At 40.1% G+C, this 24394-nt stretch carries 17 protein-coding genes; 15 read left to right on the forward strand and 2 right to left on the reverse strand.

What is annotated here, in order from left to right:
- Window positions 1–4 precede the first annotated feature (4 nt).
- From ACJ004_RS11105 to nagA, 12 genes are all read left to right on the forward strand, one after another.
- Window positions 5–1519 (forward strand): FGGY-family carbohydrate kinase, encoded by a 1515-nt coding sequence (locus ACJ004_RS11105; RefSeq protein ID WP_410893012.1) that lies wholly within the window; start codon window positions 5–7, stop codon window positions 1517–1519.
- A 40-nt stretch (window positions 1520–1559) separates the two neighbouring features.
- On the forward strand, window positions 1560–2480 hold the full coding sequence (locus ACJ004_RS11110; protein ID WP_410893013.1) for a class II fructose-bisphosphate aldolase: 921 nt from the start codon (window positions 1560–1562) through the stop codon (window positions 2478–2480).
- 39 nt (window positions 2481–2519) lie between these two features.
- Window positions 2520–3890 carry a protein O-GlcNAcase gene (locus tag ACJ004_RS11115; protein WP_410893015.1) on the forward strand — a complete coding sequence of 457 codons (1371 nt, stop codon included), beginning with the start codon at window positions 2520–2522 and terminating at the stop codon, window positions 3888–3890.
- An 18-nt stretch (window positions 3891–3908) separates the two neighbouring features.
- The gene (locus ACJ004_RS11120) at window positions 3909–5732 is read left to right on the forward strand and encodes an MBL fold metallo-hydrolase (RefSeq protein WP_410893017.1); all 1824 of its coding nucleotides are present in this window, start codon (window positions 3909–3911) and stop codon (window positions 5730–5732) included.
- Complete coding sequence (locus tag ACJ004_RS11125) at window positions 5732–8203, forward strand: alpha-mannosidase (protein WP_410893019.1); 2472 nt, start codon at window positions 5732–5734, stop codon at window positions 8201–8203. Before ACJ004_RS11120 ends, ACJ004_RS11125 begins: the two co-directional genes overlap by 1 nt.
- 40 nt (window positions 8204–8243) lie before the next feature.
- Complete coding sequence (locus tag ACJ004_RS11130) at window positions 8244–9041, forward strand: DeoR/GlpR family DNA-binding transcription regulator (protein WP_410893020.1); 798 nt, start codon at window positions 8244–8246, stop codon at window positions 9039–9041.
- A gap of 25 nt (window positions 9042–9066) precedes the next feature.
- Window positions 9067–10083, forward strand: coding sequence for a Gfo/Idh/MocA family protein (locus ACJ004_RS11135; RefSeq protein WP_410893021.1), 1017 nt, complete (start codon window positions 9067–9069; stop codon window positions 10081–10083).
- Window positions 10084–10100: 17 nt separating this feature from the next.
- Window positions 10101–11162 carry a Gfo/Idh/MocA family protein gene (locus tag ACJ004_RS11140; RefSeq protein WP_410893023.1) on the forward strand — a complete coding sequence of 354 codons (1062 nt, stop codon included), beginning with the start codon at window positions 10101–10103 and terminating at the stop codon, window positions 11160–11162.
- A 244-nt stretch (window positions 11163–11406) separates the two neighbouring features.
- Window positions 11407–12177, forward strand: coding sequence for a sugar phosphate isomerase/epimerase family protein (locus tag ACJ004_RS11145; protein ID WP_410893025.1), 771 nt, complete (start codon window positions 11407–11409; stop codon window positions 12175–12177).
- Window positions 12178–12308: 131 nt separating this feature from the next.
- The gene (locus tag ACJ004_RS11150; protein WP_410893026.1) at window positions 12309–15455 is read left to right on the forward strand and encodes an alpha-mannosidase; all 3147 of its coding nucleotides are present in this window, start codon (window positions 12309–12311) and stop codon (window positions 15453–15455) included.
- Window positions 15456–15493: 38 nt separating this feature from the next.
- Window positions 15494–16582 carry a GNAT family N-acetyltransferase gene (locus tag ACJ004_RS11155; RefSeq protein WP_410893028.1) on the forward strand — a complete coding sequence of 363 codons (1089 nt, stop codon included), beginning with the start codon at window positions 15494–15496 and terminating at the stop codon, window positions 16580–16582.
- 57 nt (window positions 16583–16639) lie between these two features.
- On the forward strand, window positions 16640–17794 hold the full coding sequence (nagA, locus tag ACJ004_RS11160) for an N-acetylglucosamine-6-phosphate deacetylase (RefSeq protein ID WP_410893029.1): 1155 nt from the start codon (window positions 16640–16642) through the stop codon (window positions 17792–17794).
- Between the two features lie 57 nt (window positions 17795–17851).
- Here nagA and ACJ004_RS11165 read toward each other — a convergent pair whose 3' ends face one another.
- Together ACJ004_RS11165 and ACJ004_RS11170 are read right to left on the reverse strand one after the other, a co-directional pair.
- Window positions 17852–18646, reverse strand: coding sequence for a sugar phosphate isomerase/epimerase family protein (locus ACJ004_RS11165; protein WP_410893031.1), 795 nt, complete (start codon window positions 18644–18646; stop codon window positions 17852–17854).
- On the reverse strand, window positions 18643–19752 hold the full coding sequence (locus tag ACJ004_RS11170; protein ID WP_410893032.1) for a Gfo/Idh/MocA family protein: 1110 nt from the start codon (window positions 19750–19752) through the stop codon (window positions 18643–18645). Before ACJ004_RS11170 ends, ACJ004_RS11165 begins: the two co-directional genes overlap by 4 nt.
- Before the next feature lie 109 nt (window positions 19753–19861).
- Here ACJ004_RS11170 and ACJ004_RS11175 point away from each other — a divergent pair, with 109 nt between their 5' ends.
- The 3 genes from ACJ004_RS11175 (at window position 19862) to ACJ004_RS11185 (ending at window position 24332) form a co-directional block, all read left to right on the forward strand.
- On the forward strand, window positions 19862–20689 hold the full coding sequence (locus ACJ004_RS11175) for a helix-turn-helix domain-containing protein (protein ID WP_410893033.1): 828 nt from the start codon (window positions 19862–19864) through the stop codon (window positions 20687–20689).
- A 105-nt stretch (window positions 20690–20794) separates the two neighbouring features.
- A complete protein-coding gene (locus ACJ004_RS11180; RefSeq protein WP_410893034.1) occupies window positions 20795–22564 on the forward strand; it encodes an ABC transporter ATP-binding protein in 1770 nt (589 codons plus the stop codon).
- A complete protein-coding gene (locus ACJ004_RS11185) occupies window positions 22551–24332 on the forward strand; it encodes an ABC transporter ATP-binding protein (protein ID WP_410893035.1) in 1782 nt (593 codons plus the stop codon). Before ACJ004_RS11180 ends, ACJ004_RS11185 begins: the two co-directional genes overlap by 14 nt.
- Window positions 24333–24394 lie beyond the last annotated feature (62 nt).

Here is a 24394-nt window from a genome sequence, read left to right on the forward strand (position 1 = left end):
ATCAATGGCTTTACTTGGTATTGATATTGGGACAACTCATTGTAAGGCAGGTTTTTTTCAAGAAAATGGGTCAGCCATTAAAATAGCTGTTCGTCCAACCAATGTACACTATAACCAACAAGGTGATCCGTTTTTTTCTCCAGATGAAATATGGGGAAATATTGCAAGCTGCCTACAGGAAATCTTACTTGGGAGTGAAGAAAAGGTTTCGGCAATCGGGATTACGAGTATGGCTGAAACCGGACTACTGGTGGACAGACAAACAGGAAGGCCAAGAACCAATTTCATTCCATGGTTCAGCCGTTGTGCAGAATCCGAAGCAGAAAAAATATCGAATGAGGATAGCTCCTTTCATCGCTTTCAAAAAACAGGCCTTCATAATAGCTACAAGTATGGGCTGGCAAAAATATTATATTTGAAAAAGTCAGATGCAAGTATTTTGAAGGGGGCAGTTTGGCTGTCCGCGTCAGATTATATTGCTTTCAGGCTTACAGGAAATCTTGCTACTGATTATTCTTTGGCTGCAAGAACCTATTCGTTTCGAATTGATCAACTAGCATGGGACCAGCCCTGGATGAAGCATTTTGACTTACCGGATCGACTGTTTCCAGAAGCATTGCCGAGTGGAAGTAAAATGGGTGTAACCCACTCAAAGGAGCTCGTTGAACTAGGAATAGCCCCAGGGATTCCTGTTACCATTGCTGGTCATGACCATCTTGTTGCTGCCCTTGCCGTTGGTGCAATTAATCCAGGAAACGTGTTCGATTCGATTGGAACAGCAGAGACTATGGTAGGAGCATTTGAAAAGAAGCAGCTTACTGAATTGGAGTACGCTTCAGGTATGACGTTTGGCTGCCATATCGTAAGAGACCGCTTTTTTTGGATGGGAGGGATTTCAGCCTCGGGAGGTTCCATTGAATGGTTTAGGGAACAGTTTTCTAATCAAAAAATGTCCTACGAAGAAATTATGGAACTCAGCGCTAAGGTAAAAGAGGGTCCATCACAGATTTTATATTATCCATACCTATCCGGGAGCGGCTCACCACAGCCAGACCCATTCGCTAGAGGAGCTTTCATTGGTCTCAAGACATCTCATAAACGTAAAGATCTTTTGAAAGCAATGATGGAGGGAACAGCGTATGAACTGGAATCCATTCGCAGGTCAGCTGAAAGAATATCTGGACATCAGATCAACAGAATGATTTCAGTTGGCGGGGGGACAAAAAATGAGTATTGGCTGCAAATAAAATCAGATATTACAAACTGTCATTTAACTATTCCAGAAATTAATGAAGCAACGCTGCTTGGTGCTGCGATTACAGCAGGAATTGGTACCGGAGTTTATAAGAACGAGGAGGATGCAGTTTCGGCAATCCAATTTGTACATTCTAAGGAAATCGTCCCTAACCAGGAATACCATCAAGAATATAAATCCTTGTACGAAGCAGGGTATATGGGTCTACAAGAACAATTAAGGAACTTTTATCGCAGTTTTCTACCGTCCCCAACAAATGAATGAAAAAGAAATAAGATAATAAGAATTGAAGGAGCTCAACATCATGACAAATAAAATCGACTTAATCAATGTATTGACGCTAAAAGAAGCCTTAGAGGAAGCGGAAAAAAAGGGTTATGCAATAGGCTCTTTTTCACCGCGTTATACGCTTATGATTCGCCCAGTATTACGAGCTGGTGAAAAGACCAAATCTCCGTTGATTGTCCAAATTTCACAAAAAGAATTAGAACGATATGGCATTACCCCATTTGAATTTGCAGAAGAATTTTACACAGCAGTAGAAGAGGAGCAAATTACGGTTCCTGTTGTTCTTCATCTTGACCATACAAAGCAAATCTCTGTCCTTGAGGATGCCATTGAGGCTGGGTTTACCTCGGTCATGATTGATGCATCGGAGCATGAGTTAGCAGAAAATATTTCAATCAGTAAAAAAGTTGTTGAGTATGCCCATGCAAAAGGTGTTTCGGTAGAAGCAGAGTTGGGGAAAATCGGCACAACAGATTTTGTGGAGACTGATAAGGATGAGGAGCTTTATACAGATCCAGTAGAAGCCTTGCAGTTTGTAAATGAAACCGGATGTGATGCATTGGCAGTTTCTTGTGGAACGGCGCATGGTGTTTATCTTGTTAGACAACCAAAGGTGGACATCGATCGGTTAATGGCAATTCGTAAGTTAACTCCGGTTCACTTAGTTCTTCACGGAGGATCTGGTGTTCCAGCTGAAATGATTAGAGCAGCCACCAAGCTTCCGAATGGCGGTGTCAGTAAAGTGAATATCGCAACCGATTTGGAGATTGCCTTGCTGAAATCTCTCGGTAAAGAAGAACGGATGACAAACAAGGAATGCCAAGCACTTTCTAAGGAGCAGTTAGAAATTGCCCAAAACGCAGTTGAAGCAACAGTAATCGAAAAAATCCAGAACTTTCTAGGAAGTGCGAATCAGGCCGAAAGCTTCCAAGCTTAATTAGGGTTCTTGATATTTTTTTAAAAGGGAGGTATTCGGATGACAGAATCATCCCCTTTCCCAATAAGAGGGGTCATTGAAGGATTTTATGGATTATTTTATACAGCTCCTGAACGAAATGATTTAATCACTTTTATTGCAGATCATGGCTTTAATCTATATATTTACGGACCTAAAAATGACCGCCAGCATCGGGCCCGCTGGCGGGAGCCTTATCCAGATTTCATTATGGAACAGTTTGCAGAAACAGTGGTTTACTCGATGAATCTAGGAGTAGAATTTTGCTACTCAATAGGATCCGGCGTTTCAATCAATTATGCTTCTGAAGAAGATTTCCACTTGGTAACCTCTAAGTATAAAGCTTTTTATGATATTGGAGTCAGACATTTTATGATTATGCTCGATGACATTGCCGCAGAATTCCATCATAAAGAAGAACAGCTAATGTTTAACAGTTATGCTGGGGCACATGTTTATACAGCAAACAGATTGCTTTATTGGTTGAAAGCACTTGATAAATCATGCAAGCTATCACTTTGTCCAACTGATTATCATGGAATAGCTCCATTTAGTGACTATATTCATGAACTTGGAAAAGGATTAGACCAAGAGATTGATATCTTTTATACAGGACCGGAGATTTGTTCGAAAACAATTACGGATAAGGATACTGCTGACTTTGCATCAGCGGTTAATAGAAAACCGATTATCTGGGATAATTATCCAGTTAATGATTTAGCAATGACAAGTGAAATGCATATTGGTCCAATCACCGGAAGAGAGGCTACTCTTTCCAATGTTTGTAAAGGGTTTATCATTAATACAATGAGCCAAGCGGAAGCATCTAAAATTGCCTTATATACCTTTTCCGAGTATCTCAGCCATCCAGAGGGTTATGAACCGTGGCCTTCTTGGGAAAAGGCGTTGAAAAAGATTGCCGGCGTGGAAAACTATGAAGCTATTAAACTCTTTGCTGAGAATTCCTTGTACTCTTGTCTGGGTTATTCGGAAGCAGCATCATTGGACCGTTTAGTAAAGAAGGCACTGATTAGCCTTCACTCGGGTGAAAATGCATCAGTTAGCGAGGATGTCCAGAAGCTATTTGATTATCTGGATTCACTTGATGAAGCTGGCTACCAGCTTAAATACAGAATGTCAAATTACGCCTTGCGTAATAATCTTGTCCAATGGATTGAACTAATGGAAAGTTGGGCTTGGGCAGGGAGAAGGGCTATCTCTGTTCTAAGGGCTATGGAAAACAAAGAGGATGTTACATCTTTACTCAATTGGCTGAAGGAGTCGGTGGATGAAGTACGGAAACATCCCAAGCGTTATGCGGGGAGTATCCTACTCCCATTGATTGAATATGTTGAGACGAAAGTTGAAGAGGAAAAAGAAGGCGTAAAATAATGGGAGTTGTACCTAGGGATGAGGAAAATTTCAACCAATCTTTTCTTATTTGAAGATACATGCAATATCTACGTGATCAAGACCGGGGTAACAGCGGTCTTAATTGACTTTGGGGATGGGAAAGTCCTTCAACACTTGGGTACAATCGGGGTTGAGAAAGTGACTGATATATTTATGACCCATCATCACCGGGACCAGGGACAGGGACTGCCTATTGCGGTTCAGGAAGGGATTCGTATTTGGGTACCGCATATTGAACAAGACCTATTTCATCATATCAATGAACATTGGAAGGCTCGAGAAATCACTAACAATTATAATATGCGGCAGGACCGATTTTCCCTGCTCCACTCGATACCTGTTTATGGAACATTGAAAGATTATTCCACACATCTTATTAACGGAATCTCTTTAACTATCATTCCTACCCCAGGTCATACCACTGGTTCGATTTCTGTCATAGCAGAAGTAGACGGTAAGAAGAGAGCATTTACAGGAGATCTCATTTATGCTCCTGGACAGGTTTGGTCGATGGCGGCCACACAATGGTCTTACAATGGAGGGGAGGGCATAGCATTAAGTATCCTATCTCTTTTGGATGTAAAAGATCGAAAGCCAAATCAGCTATTGCCATCACATGGACAACTAATGGATGCTCCATCAGAAGCAATCGACCTCCTTATTGATCGTTTGACAGCACTAATGAAACAAAGAAATCAAAATCCGAGGCTATTCAAATTGAGAGAAAATCCCTATGAAGCGATTACACCTCATTTGTTAATGAATAATACAAGTATGTCCAATGCCTATGTTGTCCTATCAGAAAGCGGAAAAGCCTTGTTCATTGACTTTGGCTACGATTTTATTAGCGGGATTGCTGCTGGCAGCGACAGAGCATCAAGAAGACCGTGGTTATATACGCTTTCAAAGTTAAAAGAACAATATGGGGTGGAAAGTATTGATGCAGTCATTCCAACACATTACCACGATGACCACGTGGCGGGAATGAATCTATTAAGGGATGTAGAAGGAACCGAGGTTTGGTGTCCAGAAAACTTTTCGAATGTATTAGAAAATCCTCAAAAATATGATTTACCCTGTTTGTGGTACGACCCTATTAAAGTGGATCGGAAGTTACCGTTAAAACAAAGCATTAAGTGGGAGGAATTTGAATTTACGATTTATGAGCAGTCAGGACATACGCTTTATGCCGCTGCTATTGAATTCGTCGTTGATGGAAAAAAAATTCTCGCAATTGGAGACCAGTATCAAGGGGGCAGCGGCGAATCCAATTATGTTTATCACAACCGCTTCAGAATATGGGATTACATCGATAGTGCGGAACTTTATAAAACGATTAATCCAGACATCCTTATTTCAGGCCATTGGGAACCGGTCTTTGTTACTGAGGAGTTTCTTCAGCGAATTGAAGAAAAAGGGAAGGAACTTGAACAACTCCATCGAGACCTTTTGCCTTTAAATGAACTAGATTTAGGGGCTGAAGGCTTTGGAGCCATCATCCATCCCTACCTGACAGCGATTCACTCAGGTAAAATATTTTCGGTAACCGTTGAAATAAAGAACCCGTTTTATGAAGAAAAAGAGGTTTATGCAAAAATGATCACACCAACTGGCTGGTCCGTCGAAAAAGATGAGTTCAAAGCGAAAGTGACTGGAATGAAAACAATACAATTTACAACATCCATTACAGTCCCTCTAGGAACTACTGGCTATAGAGAACGAATTGCAGTGGATCTTACTGTTGGGGAACATCATTTTGGGCAGCATGCGGAAGCACTTGTAACGATTATTAATCAGCCTGCTTTAGGAGGGGACCAATAATGACAGAGAAAACGGTTGCTACAAAAGAAAAACAATTGCCGAAAACAAAAGAGAAAACTTTACATATGATTGGAAATGCTCATCTAGATCCAGTTTGGCTATGGCAATGGCAGGAAGGGTTTCAGGAAACAAAAGCCACATTTCGCTCTGCTCTTGATCGGATGAAGGAATATCCAGAATTCGTGTTCACGAATAGTTCTGCCGCTAACTATGAATGGATTGAAAACAACGAACCGGAAATGTTTGAAGAAATCAAACAGAGGATTAAAGAAGGTCGCTGGGAAATTGTCGGTGGCTGGTGGGTTCAACCTGATTGCAATCTTCCAAGCGGGGAGTCGTTTGTACGCCAAGGGTTGTATGGACAACGTTATTTCTATGAGAAATTTGGGGTGACGGCCAAGGTAGGCTATAACGTGGACAGCTTTGGACATCATGGAATGCTTCCACAAATTTTAAAGAAGAGCGGCATGGATTATTATATTTTCATGCGTCCAAGTCCGCAGGAAAAAGGTCTTCCAGGAAGATTATTCTGGTGGGAATCAGATGACGGCTCCCGTGTATTATCGTACCGTATACCATTTGAATATTGCACATGGGGTAAGGAACTTGAGAAACATTTGCGCCGAAATACCAGTGAATTAAAAGCACCATTTAATGATTTAATGACCTTTTACGGGGTGGGTAACCATGGCGGCGGCCCAACGAAGGAAAATATCGAAAGCATTAAACAATTAAATGATGACCCAACATTTCCAAAGCTCGTATTCAGCACACCTAATAAATTTTTTGATGAGATCATGAAAAAGAATCTTCCGTTTCCAGTCGTGCATGATGATCTGCAGCACCATGCAAGCGGATGTTACTCTGTTCACTCAGGAATTAAAAAATGGAACCGTGAAGCAGAAAATGCACTAATTAAAGCAGAAAAGTTTTCGGCTCTTACAAATTGGATCACAGGTCAAAAATATCCGATTTCTGAATACGAACAGGCCTGGAAAAATGTTTTATTCAATCAATTCCATGATATTTTAGCGGGTACAAGTTTAGAAGCTGCCTATGAAGATGCACGAGATATGCACGGAGAGGCGATGACTATTGCCAAAAGAGGTGTAAACTACGCGATTCAATCGTTATCATGGAGGATTAATATTGAAGAAGAAGAAGGAATGAAACCTCTCGTTATCTTTAATTCCCATTCATGGAACAGCAAAGTAAATGTAGAACAAGAAGTAGGCGGCTTTCGAACAGGAGATATATTAGTAGATGAAGAGGGAAATCAAATTCCAATGCAGATCGTTCAGTCACAAGCAACTGCCGGAGGACGCTTCCGCGTAAGTTTCATTGCTGATCTGCCTTCAATGGGCTACCGAGTTTATAAAATCATCCGTGGTGAGGATGGAAAAGAACTTCCTTCACTCAATGCAAGTGAAACGAGTTTAGAAAATGACCATTTCAAGTTGGAAATCGATTCGAAAACCGGTTTCGTCACAAGCCTATTCGATAAACAGAAGAACCTGGAAGTATTAAGCGGGCCGGCTGCAAGGCCAGTCGTCATCAACGATAAAAGCGACACATGGTCACACAATGTAATCCGTTTTAATGAGGAAGCAGGCACATTCAAGGCAGTCAGCGTGAAGTTAGTGGAACATGGACCAGTAAAATCGGTAATCCGTGTCATCAGTGAATTTGGTAAATCAACTCTCATCCAGGACTTTACTATGTACAAGGAGCTGGACCAGATCGATGTCCATTGTTCATTAAACTGGCAGGAACAATATAAAGCATTAAAACTGAAGTTTCCAGTCAATCTTATTTTTAGAAAAGCGACCCATGAAATTCCTTATGGACATATCGTTAGAGAGGGGAATGGTGAAGAAGAACCTGGTCAAAATTGGATTGATACCTCTGGGTCGCATCCAGCAACGGGTGAAGTATACGGATTAAGCTTGTTAAATGATAGTAAGTACAGCTTTGATATCCATAACAAGGAAATGAGTATGACTGTTCTTCGGAGCCCGATCTATGCACATCATGATCCAATCATTCCGGAAGAGAATGGATCTTATTCATTTATTGACCAAGGAATTCAAAGATTCACATACTCCCTTCTGCCGCATCCAGGAAATTGGGAAACAGCAGGTACGGTAAAACGTGCCGCTGAATTAAACCAAAAACCTATAAGTATTATTGAAACCTATCATAAAGGTCCACTTCCCCAGAAAGATTCCTACTTGTCTGTGGATGTAGACAATGTCATTGTAAGTGTTATCAAACAAGCGGAGGATAATGATGATCTGATTGTGCGTGCCTATGAAACATCGAATGAAGCTACTTCTGCTGTTATCATTCTTCCAAATTGGAACCGAACGATAAATACGGAGTTTAAGCCATCAGAAATAAAGACATACCGTATTCCAAAAGATCAATCTAAACCAATTGTTGAAAACAATTTACTGGAATGGGAAGATTAAGTAGAAGAGTAATTATTTGAGCAAGAAGGGGTATATCTACATGATTGTGGCAGAGCGAAGGAAAGTTATAAAAGAGCTATTAATTAAAAATAAAAGTGTAAAAGTTTCTGATCTTGTTGAATTATTACATGTATCAGAAGAAACGATCAGACGGGATTTAACCCAGCTTGGAAAAGAAGGGATCGCCGAGAAAAACTATGGAGGGGCCATCCTGATTGAAGAAGAACAGAATCATTCCTTGATTCCTCCAGTTAATAAACGAAAACTACAATATTCACGTGAAAAAGATTCAATTGGAAAAGCAGCAGCTCAATTGGTGAATGGTGGACAAATTGTCATTTTTGATGCAGGATCGACAAACTGGTATGTGGCAAAAAACTTGCCTATAAACAGTCACTTAACGATTATTTCCAATGCGATTGATGTAGCAGAAGAATGCAGCAAGGATGAAACGGCCTCTATCTACTTATTAGGTGGGAAACTAAGACGGAATTCGATGAGTCTTGTTGGTCCACAGGCAGAAATTGAATTGCAAAACTACAATGCGGATTATGTGTTCCTGGGAACATCAGGTATTTCACTACGTCATGGTTTTACAAGTTCTGATTTGTATGAAGCAGAAATCAAACGTGCGATGGTTTCTTCTGGACAAAAGATTGTTGTAGTAGCGGATCATAGTAAACTTCAAAAAGCGGGCCTAACCTCTTTTTGTAATTTTGATGAGACAGATATATTTATAACTAGTGAACTTGCCGATAAAGAGATTCTTAAGGAGATTGAAAAAAAAGGTGTTCAAGTTATTGTAGCGCCGGTGTCAGAGGATATAAATGAAATTTAGGAAATGAAGTGAGGGGATTTTAGTGGTGAATGTTGCTTTGTTAAGTAAATGGCATGTCCATGCGGACGATTACGCACGTCAGGCGAATCAAAATGGACAAATTCAAATCAAAGTAGTCTGGGATGAAAATACTGACCGTGGTCAAGAGTGGGCGAAGAAACTTGCTGTCCCTTTTGAACAAGACTTAAAGAAAGTTTTAACCAACCCTAACATTGATGCTGTCATTGTAGATACACCTACAAACCTTCATAAAGAGATCATTATTCTTTCTGCTGAAAATAAAAAGCACATTTTTACTGAAAAAGTACTCGCTTTTACAGTGCAAGACTGTAAAGAGATATATGAAGCAGTGAAAAAGAATCAAGTAAAATTGATGGTTTCATTACCTCGACTCACTGAGAATTACTATTTATATTCTCAACAAGTCCTGAATGAAGGTCTGTTAGGGAAACTAACATCTATTCGTTGCCGACTGGCACATAATGGTGCGGTTCCTATTGAGGGAAATCCAAACGGCTGGCTCCCTAAGCACTTTTTTAATAAAGAGGAGTGCGGTGGAGGTGCATTTATTGACCTTGGTGCACATCCGATTTATCTGACAAATCGCCTAGCGGGACCAGTTAAGGCTGTGACAGCTAGGTTCCAACAACAATCTGGCGATGAAGTGGATGTTAATTCGGCTGCCATTATTGAGTATGAAAGTGGAGCTTTAGGAACAATAGAAACAGGGTTTCTTTCTAGTGGAAGCCCTTTCCAACTAGAATTGTATGGAACTGAAGGAGCCTTATTAATAGAAGATCAAAAGATCCGCTTAAAATGTAAACAACTAGGTGAGGGCTGGCATACACCTGATACTCTGCCAAACGCACTTCCCCTGCCGATGGAACAATGGGTAAACTCCATTATGGAAGGGAAAGCTCCAACGATTACTGAAAGTGATGTGCTAGGCTTAACATTAATCAATCAGGCCGCACTACTATCACAAGCACAAGGTCGTCGAGTTGAAACGGCTGAAATAATGACAATAAAACACAAGGTGTAAAATCAGGGGGGGGAAAAATGGTGACTAAATTAAGAGTAGGTATTATTGGTGCAGGCGGTATTGCAACAGATGCACATATTCCAAACTATTTAAAATGCGGAGAAAAAGTTGAACTTATAGCAATATGTGATGTTGTAAAAGAAAAGGCTGACAAGGCAGCGTTGGAATTCAATATTCCTCATGTATTTTCTAGCTATGAAGAAATGTTTCAAAAAATTCAAATAGATGCGGTAAGTATTTGTACACCAAATAAATTCCATTATCCTGCGACAATTGCCGCGCTACAGGCAGGTTGTCACGTATTATGCGAAAAGCCGCCAGCCATGACAGTAAAAGAAGCAGAGCAAATGGCAATCGCTGCTGAAAAAGCTGGGAAAATCTTAACTTATGGCTTCCATTTCCGTCATGCCCCACAAGTTGAAGTGTTAAAGCGCTTTATTGATGGTGGAGAACTTGGTGATATTTATGCAGCACGTGTTACGGCAATGAGACGACGGGGCATTCCAGGCTGGGGTGTGTTTACAAATAAAGAGCTTCAGGGTGGAGGACCTTTAATTGATATCGGAGTACACATGTTGGATGCTGCTTTATATCTGATGGGTTATCCTGAGCCAGATACCGTGTTTGGTGTAACTTACCAAAAGCTTGGGAACAAACAAGGAGTAGGTCTCATGGGAGCATGGGATTGGGAAAACTTTTCAATCGAAGATATGGCGCGCGGTATGATCACTTTTAAAAATGGGGCGTCAATTCTATTAGAAACTGCGTTTGCCGCGAATGTGGAAAAGCATGATGAGATGAATGTTTCCTTAATGGGGGATAAAGGCGGGGCAGATGTTTTTCCGCTCAAAATCTATCAAGAGAAGCATGATACATTGATAGACATTACCCCTTCTCATTTGCCAAAGAAAGGCTGGCATGTCCTCGAGCTTGAGAGATTTGTAGATTCGTGTTTAGAAGGAACAATTCCGTTAAGTACTAGTAAACAAGGTGTTTATCTTCAGAAAATCATTAATGGGCTGTATGAGTCGGCAGAAAAGGGTGAGGCTATTAAATTAAGTGAGAATGTACCAGTTTAAATGGTCTATTCAGTAAAGAGAGGCGGTTAATACATTTAACCGCTTCTTTTTTAAAAAGGCTCTTTTCGTAAACTTTGTTGCTTTTGGAGCTTTATAAGGGTCATAACTTAAGTTTCTAGGCAATTTTCGCAAAAGTTCTTACGAAAAGATGCCACGAAGCAAATAGTTATACGGGTTGATGAACTTATACGAAAATCAACAATCTATGCGAAAATAGCCTTTAAAAAAGGAGGTTGTGTTTTAAATGAGTAAAATAGGATTACAGTTATTTTCCGTATGGAGAGATGCAGAACAGGACTTTCTGGGAACGTTCCAAAAAGTTGCTGATCTTGGATATGAAGGTGTTCAATTTGCGGGATTTTATAATACTCCAGCCAATAAAGTGAAACAGTTATTAGATGAAAATAAAATCTTGGCTGCAGGAGCTCATATAGGGATGCATCAACTTTTACCCCATGAATTAGAGAATACTTTTGAATATCATAAAACAATTGGGAATAATTTAATCATTTGCCCGGCTATACCAAAGGAAATGAGGCAGACTGCTGATGATTATAAGAAAACAGCGGAAGTATTAAACCAAATTGGAGAAGCGTGCAAAAAAGCTGGATTTATTTTTGGTTATCATAACCATGACTATGAGTTTGGAAGGTTTGGAGATAGAACGGGTTTAGAGTTGTTATTTGAGAACACAGAGCCTGATTTAGTGAAAATGGAACTAGATTGCTATTGGGCTAGTTTCGCCGGTCATGATCCGCTAGAAATCATTCGAAAATATAAAAATAGAGTCGTATCCCTCCATATTAAAGATATGAAAATTGTAGACGGTAAGAAGATAGGAACAGAAGTTGGAAAAGGTCTCTTGGATTTTGCCTCCCTTATTAAAGTCGCTAATGAATTTGGTGTTGAATGGTTCACAGTAGAGCAAGAAGAGTTTGAAGGTAATCCTTATGAGAGTCTTGCGATAAATGTTGACACTCTTAAACTTATACTTGCAGAGGCTTCAATAAAATGACAATCATACCTCCGAGCTCGGAGTATCCAAGACCAGATTTTAAGCGAAATGAACGGCTGAATCTTAACGGACAAATGAAAGTAAGAAGCTGCCCTCACCTTTGCTGAAAAAGAATGATAGGAGTGTTTAGATTGTATTTCACAATTGAAAAAATCGAGAAACAGCTAACAGAATTGAAGAATTATATTTACAAAGAAACGCAAGCAATCCCAACTTTTCAATATAAAGAGTGGGAATTTGGTGAAGAAGAGAAAGACGCGTATAAACCAGATTTTGATGACCAAAACTGGAAAAACTTCAAGATTGGAGATTCCTGGGGTGGCTATGATAAATCAGCCTGGTTCCGCACAACCGTCTCTATACCAGAGGAATGGAAGAATGAACGCTTAGTATTACACTTTTTAGTTGGCCCGCGTGACGGCGGGGGATCAACGGCCGAATCATTATTATACGTTAATGGAACTCCATTACAAGGCATTGATATATGGCACGAAGAAGCATGGCTGCCACCAGAGTTTCTGCAAAGTGAAACGATTCAAATTGCTATTAAAGCATGGAGTGGAGTTTTAAATCCACCTGACCAGCGAAGATTTAAAACAGCAAGGCTGGCCTGTGTCGATGTACCAACGGAAAAATACTACTATTTAGCTCATACGCTAGTCAATACAGTAAAAGTTCTTGATGAAAATGACTTAAGAAGAACAAAGATGCTGCAATTATTAAATGAATCTATTTTAAAGATTGATTTTTTAAAACCTGGTTCAGATTTCTTCTATCTATCGATCCATGAGGCTTATGAATTCTTAAAATCAAAGGTCGATCAATTAGGTGAAATGGATGAATTAAAACCATTAGTAACTGCACTTGGTCATTCACATATTGACATGGCGTGGTTATGGCGTTTAGTTCATTCCCGTGAAAAAGCATCGCGGACGTTTTCAACGGTATTACATTTAATGCGCCAATATCCTGATTACAGATATATCCATACATCTCCGCAGTTATACAAATATTTAAAAGAAGATTACCCTGAAATCTTTGAGCAAGTAAAAGAAAAAATAGCCTCTGGTGAATGGGAAATTACCGGTGGGATGTGGATTGAGCCTGACACCAATGTGCCGAATGGAGAGTCATTAATCCGCCAAATACAGTTTGGGAAACGGTTTATGAAAGAAGAGTTTGGTGTCGATACAAGGGTCGTTTGGCTTCCTGATGTTTTTGGTTATTCGTGGGCATTGCCACAAATTATGAAAAAGAGTGGAATTGACAGCTTCATGACTACAAAAATTAGCTGGAGTCAATACAACAGATTCCCATTTGATACGTTTAATTGGCGCGGAATCGATGGAACCGAAATGTTCACGCACTTTATTACAACTCCTGAAGAGGGGGCTAAGCAGTATACCTATAATGGCATGGTCGAACCGGCTAGTGTGAAAGGAATTTGGGATGCATACCAGCAGAAGGAAGTAAATGATGAGTTACTACTTGCTTTTGGCTGGGGAGATGGCGGCGGCGGCCCAACAAAGGACATGATTGAATCGGCCGAGGCCATGAAAAATCTACCGGGGCTTCCAAGAGTCCAAATGGATAAAGCAGAACCCTATTTTGAACGGTTAAGAGATCGAGTAAAGGATAAAACATTACCTGTTTGGGACGGGGAATTATATCTAGAGTATCACCGTGGAACCTATACCTCTCAGGCAGCATTAAAACGGGCCAACCGCAAAGCGGAATTTACCTATCACAATGCTGAATGGCTCAGTGTGCTTTCTGATCAGTTAACTAATCAGGCAAGTTATCCACATGCATCCTTAAATAAGGGCTGGGAAATGTTACTCCTTAATCAATTCCATGACATTTTGCCAGGTTCATCGATCCGCCAAGTTAATGAGGATGCGCGTAAGGATTATGCTATTGTACAAAATATAGGCGAAAAAGCTCTAAACGAGGCACAAAGTTCCATTGAACAAAACATTCAATTCGAGCAAGACGGCATCGTTGTTTACAATTCTCTTGCTTATAAACGTGATGATTTTATCGAATTGGATATAACTCCCGCTTTTACGGAGGCAACAACCATTGTTGACGAAGAAGGGAATACGTCCCCAGCACAAGTAATTGAAACTGAGGCTGGCCAAAAGGTGTTAATTCAAGCTAAAAACGTACCGGCACTCGGATATAAAACATTTAAACTAGGCACTAGTTCAGTTATTGAGTCTGGATTTGTTGTGAAGAAGGATTATATTGAAAATGATTATTATCAAATTCGATTTAATGCAAAAGGTCAAATAACTTCCTTGCTTGATAAGCGCGTAGCAAGAGAAGTTCTTGCTGATGGAGCAAGGGGGAACGTACTGCAGGCCTTTGAAGATAAACCTATGAATTTTGATGCTTGGGACATTGACCTGTATTACCTGGAAAAAATGCGAGAGGTGGATCATTTAGTAGCGATAGAGGTGTATGAGCAGGGCCCAATTCGAGGAAGTTTGAAATTAACCTGGGAATTCTATGATTCTACCATCACCCAATATATTAGTGTTTATAAAAATTCACCAAGAATTGATTTCCGGACGGTGGTCGATTGGCAGGAAAAACAGACTTTATTAAAAGTCTCATTCCCTGTTAATATTCGCTCAACAAAAGCAACCTATGATATCCAATTTGGAAATATTGAGCGCCCAACTCATTGGAACACAAGTTGGGACCATGCTCGGTTCGAAGTAGTTGGTCATAAATGGGTAGACCTTTCCGAGGGGAACTACGGGGTTAGTTTATTAAATGACTGTAAATATGGTCACGATGTAAAAGAAAATGTATTGCGGTTAACCTTAATCAAATCGGCGATTAGCCCAGACGAGACTGCTGACCGAGGCATTCATGAATTTACGTATAGCTTAGTACCGCATAAAGGGGACTGGCGCGAGGGTAATATTGTTAAAGAAGCGTACAATTTAAATGTTCCATTATTTGCTAGGGAGCTCAAACCTAACCAAGGTGGGAAGTTACCGGTAGCCAATCAATTTGCAGAAATTGATAATGATAATGTTTTGTTAGAAACGGTGAAAAAAGCGGAGGATGATGACGCCATCATTGTACGTTTCTATGAATATAAGCAATATAGAAATCTAACAAATGTTTCGTTTGCAAAACCAATTAAAAAAGCGGTCGAGTGCAACTTGATTGAAGAAGAAGCAAACGATGCAGACTATCAGGATCATACCCTTTCTTTCTCCGTAACACCTTATGAAATTAAGACATTTAAAATCTGGTTTTAACTTTAAATATGGTAGTCAAATAAGAAATGGAGACAAAGATGGTAGAATTAAGATTACTAAAATCGGAATTTGAGTTTGAACAAGCGATACGATTAGCGGACAAAGCATTCCGGGATGAGAAGCATATCTCAATGGGGAAGGCCTTCCCCCAAGTATTTTCACCTGAACTAAATCAATCCTATGGCGCTTTTATAAATGATGAATTGGTGTCCTATATAGGCTTAGTACCTTCAGTCATCCACATTGGGGATGCGGAGATTCAAGCCTATTCGATTGGAGCCGTTTGTACACATCCGAATCATCGTAAGAAAGGTTATGCCAGCATGCTTTTAGAGAAGGTGTTGGACCATGTTAAGCAAGCAGACGCATCGGTCTTGTTCGTATCTGGCAATTTACCAATGTATCTAAAAGCAGGTTGTTCTTACTATGGCAAATTAAATAAATATGAAATAAAAAGGGGAGATTTACTAGTTACTGAGGGTTACTCAGTCAGGAAATTATTCCCGTATGATTGGTTTTGTTTACGGAAATTACTTCAGTCTCGTCCTATTTATTTTGAACAAAGTATTTATGATTTTTCGGTCCTTAATAAGGCAGCCGGATTTGCTAGTATTTTTAAAATGGAGCACAAGATTCTGGTTGCAGAATCGGAAAATGAACTAAAGGGATTTGTTGTTTTGGGGGTTCCCAATTCTTCATTAGGAACTGAGGAACAGCCATCAAGAGTAATTGAATGGGGTGGGGAACCGCAATCAATCCTATCTATTTTAGCAGCATCCTTCCAGTATGGGATAAACGCACTGAAAAGCTCATTTCCCTTGTACGAAAAAGAGCTTAACAACCTACTAAACTCTATTGAAAAATCAGATTCATCTTACCCAGGGACGATCAAGATTACGAACTTGGATTTGTTGTTAAAACAAGTTGAGCCTTACTTTAGTGAAAAAGTCCAAATAGTAGATGTTGATAAAAGCAGCAAAAAATTAATTTTCAATCAAGAATCACTAATCTTAGATAACGCTTCCTTAGAAAAATTAATCCTTCAAGGAAATCCTAATCTTGATGATTATTTAAACGATATTTTTCCAATACCGCTTCCATTCCCTGAAGGCTTAAATTATGTATAAATGCTCCAAAGCAATAATTTGAGTAATTTGAAACCATCATAAGGGGTTATAAAAGTCATGAATACTATTTTAATACGCAACGTTCGTTTCGTAGATGATGCTGAACCGAAGCTTAGATGCCTCTTTATTCGGAATGGCCGAATAGAATCAGTTCATGATGAGGAGGAATCCTTTGTTATTCAAGCTGATTCTATAATTGATGGAAATGGTCAATTACTTATCCCTGGAATGATTGATGTACATATTCATGGGGCTGAGGGTTTTGATATGATGGATGGTACGATTCAAAGTGTGGAAGCCGTTTCCAGAGCCTGCGCTCGCACCGGATGTACGTCCTTCTTAGCTACATCAGTATCATCAACATTAGCTGACCTTCGTAAAATGATTGCCAATGTAAAAGAGGTGCAGGGGAGCGAACCTGGAGCCAAGCTAATTGGACTCCACATCGAAGGTCCATACCTAAATGTGAAACGGAAAGGGATGCAAAATGAGCGTTATTTGCGGCATCCTGATTTGGATGAAATGAAATCCATTCTAGAGACATCGGGTTCGTTGCTCCGAATGGTGACATTAGCACCAGAGTTACCGGGTGGCCTTGAAATGATCCGCTTTTTAAAGGAAAACGGAATCATTGCTGCGATTGCTCATTCTGACGCAACCTATGAAGATGCAAAACTAGCATTTCAGAGTGGTGCTAGTCATGTTACCCATTGTTTCAATGGAATGCGGCCCATTCATCACCGTGACCCGGGGATAGTCATAGCTGCATTTGAAGAAAGCTCTGTTAGTGTACAAGCGATAGTGGATGATGTCCATCTTCACCCAGCTATCGTAAGGCTAATCTATCGGGAAAAGGGCCCAGATAAAATGGTTCTGATTACTGATGCTCTTCAGGCGATGGGCATGGGGGATGGAACCTATTTATTCGGAGGGCATCATGTTAACGTCAGTCACGGGGTTGCTACATTAAGTGACGGTACACTTGCATCCAGCACTGTTACAATGAATGAAGCATTAGAGAAAGCGGTTAAAGCGGGAATCCCTTTAAAAGACGCTGTTATGATGGCAACACAAACACCGGCTGATATACTGGGCTTGTCCCATAAAGGCCGGATTGAACCCGGGGCAGATGCAGACTTAGTTCTCATGAATGACAGATTTGAGGTTTTATGGACAATTGTCAATGGAAAAATAGTATATAGTCGGGCCTAAGGCAGGGCTTATCGTCATAAAAGGCATGAATCCACAGATGGATTCATGCCTTTTGATTTAGGTAAGAAAACCTCGTAAATAGTTTATTGAACGTTGAACATCTTCACTCATCGTACGACAGGGTTGAATACTTTCGGGATGCCATAGTTCAAGGGCCAGCCAGCCGTTATAGTGCGCTGCCGCTGCTGTTGCCATAAGGGAGGAGAAATCAATATCTCCAGCAAGTAGATCTTCAGATGGAAGGTTCCCGTGTTGATTACGAAGATGAAAGGCATAAATCCGATCTGGATAGGTATTGATCCACTCAATCGGATTACACCCAGATACATAGGCCCAACCGGTATCCACGCAAAGGCCGACATGATTATCTGCATATTCGATGACGGATCGCAGGTCTCCCGATGCATTGTGATTGTCTGAGGCGTGATTATGCAAACAAACCTTTAATCCCATTGGGGCAACCAATTCAGCAATCCGAGTTAAGTTTTCGCCTTGCTGTTTAAAATGATCTTCAGATTTGGCAAGGGGACGTTTCCAATTGATGGGATCAGCATTTAATAGCAAATCAGAACCTTCAGCTGCCGCTAATCGTTCAGCAAATGGCAGTACAGATCGCTCCACTTCAAGCGTGTTGAACGCTACATGTAATGGAAGACCGATATAGGAAGCAGACACGGACAAACCATAGGAACGTGCTAAGTTAAGTTTGTCTGTATCCGCATCAATTTCAACTGCGTCTAGCCCTACTTCCGCACAAGCACGGAATAGTTCTTCCCACTCAGGTTTTTTTCCATCCCTTTTCCACCGCTCTATCCAACCATACATATTTGATGAAAATCCTCGAATGTTCAAATCATTACTCCTTTCTGAACTAGGTTGATCGTTTGTTTTTCGTTCTTTTTCGCGGCAGTATAGAGAGAGCTTATGCAGTGAAAATTATTCAGAACTTGTTGATTGACGTTAGCATGTGAGTTAAGTCTTCTTACTTTCTTATAAAAGTGGAGAAGAGGGTTATCAAAAATAGTGAACTCACTTCGTGGTCCAGTTTCAACATTTTCTTCAACTATTTGTCCCTGCTTATCGTATCGTCTAAAGACAGGCTGCCGTGAGTCAAATGGAGTCCACCTAACGGCACCTAGTGTCCCTTCGATTTCAGCCCTTACGTACTCCTCACCATGTGCACATGAAGCACGTTCGTAATGAACGTGGACCGGGTGGTTCCCGCAGATGTATGTCATGGATGCCCCAACATGTGTTTCAACATCAAATGGTGTATCGGAAGGATCAATCTCTGTAACCGGTTTAGCCACCCAAGCAGAATTTATGTCAATTACATTCGGATTGAGTATATCGTTCAACGTGGCAAAGTCGTAAGGCCCCCAATCCATTAGGACTCCTCCACCGCTTTTGGTTGAATCAAGAAACCAGCGGCTTGTAGGTTGGTATTCGATCCCTGAACGACTTCGTTCCCATTTGTTTACAAATGTAACATGATAGATGTCCCCAAGAATTCCAGAACGGATGACTTCTTTGACTGCTTCCATGTGAGGCATACCTTTAAAGCGGACGCTGCAGCATCCTAATAATCGATCATGCTTTTCAGCGAGCAGGGTCATCTCTTGGGCTTGTGAAATATTCATAGCAAGAGGTTTCTCGCAAAGGACATGACGACCAGACTTGAGTGACAACTTTGTTGGATCCAAATGCGCCAATGGGGGTGTACTGACAATTACGATATCATCGTCTTCAGCTGCTTCCGAGTTGAGCATTTTCTCAATATCTGTAAAACCAATTGCTTCTGGGAACTGATGACAGAAAGTAGCTAGAGCAATAGGATTGGTATCGGCTACTCTCAATTTAATCGGTTCGGAAAGCTTATTAGCTGCTTCTGCATGTGTACGACCGATAACGCCCGCACCAATTATATATAGTCGCAAAACTCTCACCTCAGTTATCATTAATGGTTCCACTCTAACACATTCAAAAAATTGGATTCTCCTCCAATTAGGATGAAAACTAATCATTTTGTACAAAGAATATTTGATAAAATAGATGAGGGGTGAAAACATGTACGTAGAACATTTACATTTACGGCGTTCGCTGGCATTTTGCCGAGTATGGGGGTCACATGAAGACCATGATTTACATGTTCATGATTGTTTAGAAATAGGAATTGTGCTAAAGAACGAGCTGGAATATAGGTTCAATGATCAAACTTACATCGGCCGGCCAGGAGACGTGTTTCTCTGCCGTCCTTTCGAGCCGCATTGGAGTTTTTCTAAGCCTGATCAACCGTTTGAATGTATTCTAGTTCTGTTTACACCCTCTGCTGTACATAAAATTCCAGACGGAGATCAGCTGCTTATGCCCTTCTATACTGCAAAGGGTGTTAAGCCGTTAATACCTGCTAACACAATTTACGCCAAAGCAATAAGGAAGGCTGCGACGTTAGCAATGGAAGCTCAGGAGGAAGGGACAGCAACATGGATGACGCTTCAATTCATGCATTTTATAGATATTTTGTTACAGGTGAATCAGTATGTTAAAGAATCCCAATCTATTAATAGCGGTAAGTTGCCTCCTTCTGAAATTGTTGAAGCAGTAGGCTACTTGCTTGATCACTATCACGAACCACTTGATATCGAAAAACTGTCTTGGAGGGTAGGTATGGGCCGGACTATGTTTTTTAAAGAGTTCCGCCTGCTGACAGGACTGACTCCAAATGAGTTTCTCAACCGATTGCGCATCCAAAGTGCTAGTGATTTACTTCGTTCTACCAATAAAAGCATAATCGATGTTGCTTTTGCGAGCGGATTTCAATCATTAAGTTCCTTCAACAAGCAATTTAAAAGCTATACGGGTCTATCTCCACGAGAGTACCGTAAGAAAACCTAATTTACTTACATTCGGCCTAATATTGTATTTTCCATACATATATGAGAAGTAACGATAATAATATGTATTTATGTTTACTGCATATTGGGAGGGAGGAAGTAGATCATGCAAAGCATACGATGGTTGTGGGGGTATATAAGGAACTTTCGCATTAGGTTATTTAGTGGCCTTTTTCTTGCCTTACTGGTTTCTGTTTTAAATATGCTCAACCCATATTTTGCAGGGAAAATCGTCGATAAGATTATCTATGGTCATCAAGATGATTTGTTATGGCCCTTTTTAGGGGCCATGATTGGGATAACGGTGATGAAAACGGTTATTCGCTATTGTTATCAACTAATGTTCGAACGTGTTTCACAAGGTGTTATCTTCAAAATAAGAAATCGATTGTATGATCGGCTTCACCAATTAGATTTTAGTTTTTTTGATCGGACAAAAACAGGAGATATCATGGCTCGAATGACTGGGGATATGGAAGCGGTTAGGCATTTTACCTCATGGGTTATTTATATGATTTTTGAAAATCTAACCATATTAATTTTTGCCATTGTATTTATGTTTTATATCCATCCGCCGCTAGCTTTAGCTATGCTGGCAGTCACACCAATTATTGGTTTCTTTGCTACTCGTTTATCGTTTACTGTTAAACCCACTTTTTCTGCTATCCGTGGACAGTTTGCAAGGTTAAATTCTGTGGTTCAGGAAAACATTAGTGGAAATCGTGTGGTAAAGGCGTTTGCAAAGGAAGACTACGAAATTGAGAAGTTTTCAGGAGAAAATAAGGCCTTCATGGAGAAGAATCTGGTCTCCGCAAGAGTATGGGAAAAGTATTTGCCTGTTCTCGATTCACTAGCAGGAGTATTAACTATTGTGATGATCTTAGTTGGCGGCAGTATGGTAATTAATCGTTCACTCTCATTAGGTGAATTAGTCACGTTTAATTCCCTGATTTGGGCTTTAAATAATCCGATGCGAATGGCGGGCTGGTTAATTAATGATGTTCAAAGGTTTATTGCTTCAGCTGAAAAAGTAGAAGATCTGTTAAACACCAGGCCGGAGATATTCAATGAAGCAAAAAGATTCAATGTTAAACATTTGAGAGGGGTTGTGGATTTCAATCATGTTTCCTTTAGCTATGGCGATGAACCGGTTTTAGAGGATGTCAGTTTTAAGGTGATGCCGGGTCAAACGATAGGCATCATCGGACCCACGGGTGCCGGTAAATCAACCTTAGTCAATCTTCTCAGCCGATTTTATGATGTAACCAGTGGGGAAGTAAGATTGGATGGACTCAATGTAAAGGATTGGGATATACCTAGATTAAGAGATAGTATGGCAATGGTTATGCAGGATATATTTCTTTTTTCGGATACAATCGAAGGAAATATTGCCTACGGTAATCCAGATGCATCCTTAGAAGCAGTTCAATCTGCGGCCAAAATGGCAGAGGCTCATGATTTTATTTCTAAGCTGCCGGATGGTTACGATACGATTATTGGCGAACGAGGAGTAGGACTTTCAGGAGGTCAAAGACAAAGGATTGCTTTAGCTCGGGCAATTCTAAAAAATCCTTCCATCCTAATTTTGGATGACACCACGTCTGCTGTTGATATGGAGACGGAGTTGCGAATCCAACGGACATTAAAGTCTGTTTTAAAGGATAAAACCTGTTTTATTATTGCCCATCGGATTTCGTCCGTTAAAGAGGCAGATATAATTTTGGTAATGGAAAATGGCAGGATTATTGAACGAGGAAGGCATAAGGAACTGCTTGCGAAAAAAGGATATTACTATAAAGTGTTTAGAAACCAAAATGGGGATTTTGCTGGACAGCACGAGGGTGAGGATGTGAAATATCTCAATGGCGCGCAATAAATTTGATGTCGATGAAGAGTTGGAAGCACCATTTAGTTTTGTTCATCTTAAGAGGATGTTGGTTTATTTAAAACCTTACAGAAAAAAGATCCTTTTTACTGTTTTTATTATGCTAATCGCCAGTGGCGCAAATTTAATCGGACCTTATTTGATTAAAAATGCCATTGATGAGAAAATACCGGGCAAAGATGTAGGTGGTCTATGGGTTCTTGCTGGTATTTACTTAATCGCCTTAATTATTACTGGTATTTGTATGAAATATAAAATTAGAATGATGTCTCAAATTGGGCAAAGTGTCATTCTCCATATTAGAAAAGACTTGTTTACTCATTTGCAAAAGTTATCATTCTCATTCTATGACAGTAGGCCGCATGGGAAGATTTTAGTGAGAGTAGTAAACTATGTAAACTCTTTAAGTGATTTATTATCCAATGGGTTAATTAATTTGATTACGGACCTTTTTAGTCTTATCGTGATTATTGGTTTTATGTTAGCCATAGACGTAAAGCTAACGCTTATGGCGATGCTTGGTTTTCCTATCCTTGCTGCGGTCATCCTGCTTATTAAAAATGCCCAGCGGAAAGCATGGCAAACTTTAAGTAACAAGCAATCTAATATGAATGCTTATATTCATGAAAGTATAAACGGCATCAAAGTGACTCAAGCATTTACGAGGGAAGAAGAAAATAAACGTATTTTTAGTGAAGTATCTGAAAGCTATCGAAGCTCCTGGATGAAGGCTGTACGAATTCAATTCCTGTTATGGCCTTCAATAGAAAATATTTCAGTACTCACGACTTCCTTAATTTATGTTGTAGGAATATCTCTAATTGGTGATGGGGTAACAGTTGGGGCTTTGGTTGCTTTTGTAGGGTATATAGGGATGTTTTGGGCACCAATTGCGAATATCGGAAATTTTTATAATGCGATTATAAATGCAACGGCATATTTGGAAAGAATTTTTGAAATGATAGATGAAAAGCCTACAGTTAGTGATCGACCGAACGCTGTGGAGCTTCCTGCAATCAAAGGAAAAGTTGAATTTAAAGATGTGATTTTTGGATATGAAGAAGGAGAAAAAATCCTTGAAAATATTAATTTTTGCGTAAATCCTGGTGATACTATTGCTCTTGTAGGTGCTACTGGTTCGGGGAAGACAACAATTGTTAGTTTGCTAAGTCGTTTTTATGATGTTAGCAGCGGACGAATTGAAATTGACGATATCGATATTAATAGGGTCACTATCCAATCTCTTAGGAAGCAAATGGGTGTCATGCTTCAGGATCCGTTTATTTTTTCTGGTACGATCATGGATAATATCCGTTATGGACGGCTTGATGCAGCGGACGAAGAAGTGATTGAAGCGGCGAAAGCAGTTCAGGCTCATCAGTTTATTAACGGTTTATCAGATGGGTATCAAACAGAGGTCAACGAAAGAGGAACAAGACTTTCGACTGGGCAGAGACAGCTGATTTCTTTTGCCCGGGCGCTCTTAGCCGATCCTAAAATATTAATCCTAGATGAGGCAACATCATCGATTGATACTGAAACAGAGCTTGCATTGCAAAAAGGACTTGAGACTTTATTGGCGGGTAGAACATCCTTTATTATCGCTCATCGTCTTTCCACGATTCAAAATGCATCTCGAATCCTTTTAATTGATAAAGGTAGAATCAAAGAGGAAGGATCTCATAACGAATTAATCAGCCGACAAGGTTACTATTGGAGGCTGCATCAATCACAGCATCAATCTTTAGAAGTGGGATAAACAGGCTGAATAAGGGAACTGTACTCAAAATAGTACAGTTCTTCGGCTGTCGAAAAACCCTC

The organism is Neobacillus sp. 204, assembly GCF_046562815.1.
GTDB lineage: Bacteria > Bacillota > Bacilli > Bacillales > Cytobacillaceae > Neobacillus.

Coding starts and splice junctions, on each gene's coding strand:
- ACJ004_RS11105 (WP_410893012.1), top strand. CDS start 5: ATGGCTTTACTTGGTATTGATATTGGGACAACTCATTGTAAGGCAGGT.
- ACJ004_RS11110 (WP_410893013.1), top strand. CDS start 1,560: ATGACAAATAAAATCGACTTAATCAATGTATTGACGCTAAAAGAAGCC.
- ACJ004_RS11115 (WP_410893015.1), top strand. CDS start 2,520: ATGACAGAATCATCCCCTTTCCCAATAAGAGGGGTCATTGAAGGATTT.
- ACJ004_RS11120 (WP_410893017.1), top strand. CDS start 3,909: ATGAGGAAAATTTCAACCAATCTTTTCTTATTTGAAGATACATGCAAT.
- ACJ004_RS11125 (WP_410893019.1), top strand. CDS start 5,732: ATGACAGAGAAAACGGTTGCTACAAAAGAAAAACAATTGCCGAAAACA.
- ACJ004_RS11130 (WP_410893020.1), top strand. CDS start 8,244: ATGATTGTGGCAGAGCGAAGGAAAGTTATAAAAGAGCTATTAATTAAA.
- ACJ004_RS11140 (WP_410893023.1), top strand. CDS start 10,101: ATGGTGACTAAATTAAGAGTAGGTATTATTGGTGCAGGCGGTATTGCA.
- ACJ004_RS11145 (WP_410893025.1), top strand. CDS start 11,407: ATGAGTAAAATAGGATTACAGTTATTTTCCGTATGGAGAGATGCAGAA.
- ACJ004_RS11155 (WP_410893028.1), top strand. CDS start 15,494: ATGGTAGAATTAAGATTACTAAAATCGGAATTTGAGTTTGAACAAGCG.
- nagA (WP_410893029.1), top strand. CDS start 16,640: ATGAATACTATTTTAATACGCAACGTTCGTTTCGTAGATGATGCTGAA.
- ACJ004_RS11170 (WP_410893032.1), bottom strand. CDS start 19,752: ATGATAACTGAGGTGAGAGTTTTGCGACTATATATAATTGGTGCGGGC.
- ACJ004_RS11175 (WP_410893033.1), top strand. CDS start 19,862: ATGTACGTAGAACATTTACATTTACGGCGTTCGCTGGCATTTTGCCGA.
- ACJ004_RS11180 (WP_410893034.1), top strand. CDS start 20,795: ATGCAAAGCATACGATGGTTGTGGGGGTATATAAGGAACTTTCGCATT.
- ACJ004_RS11185 (WP_410893035.1), top strand. CDS start 22,551: ATGGCGCGCAATAAATTTGATGTCGATGAAGAGTTGGAAGCACCATTT.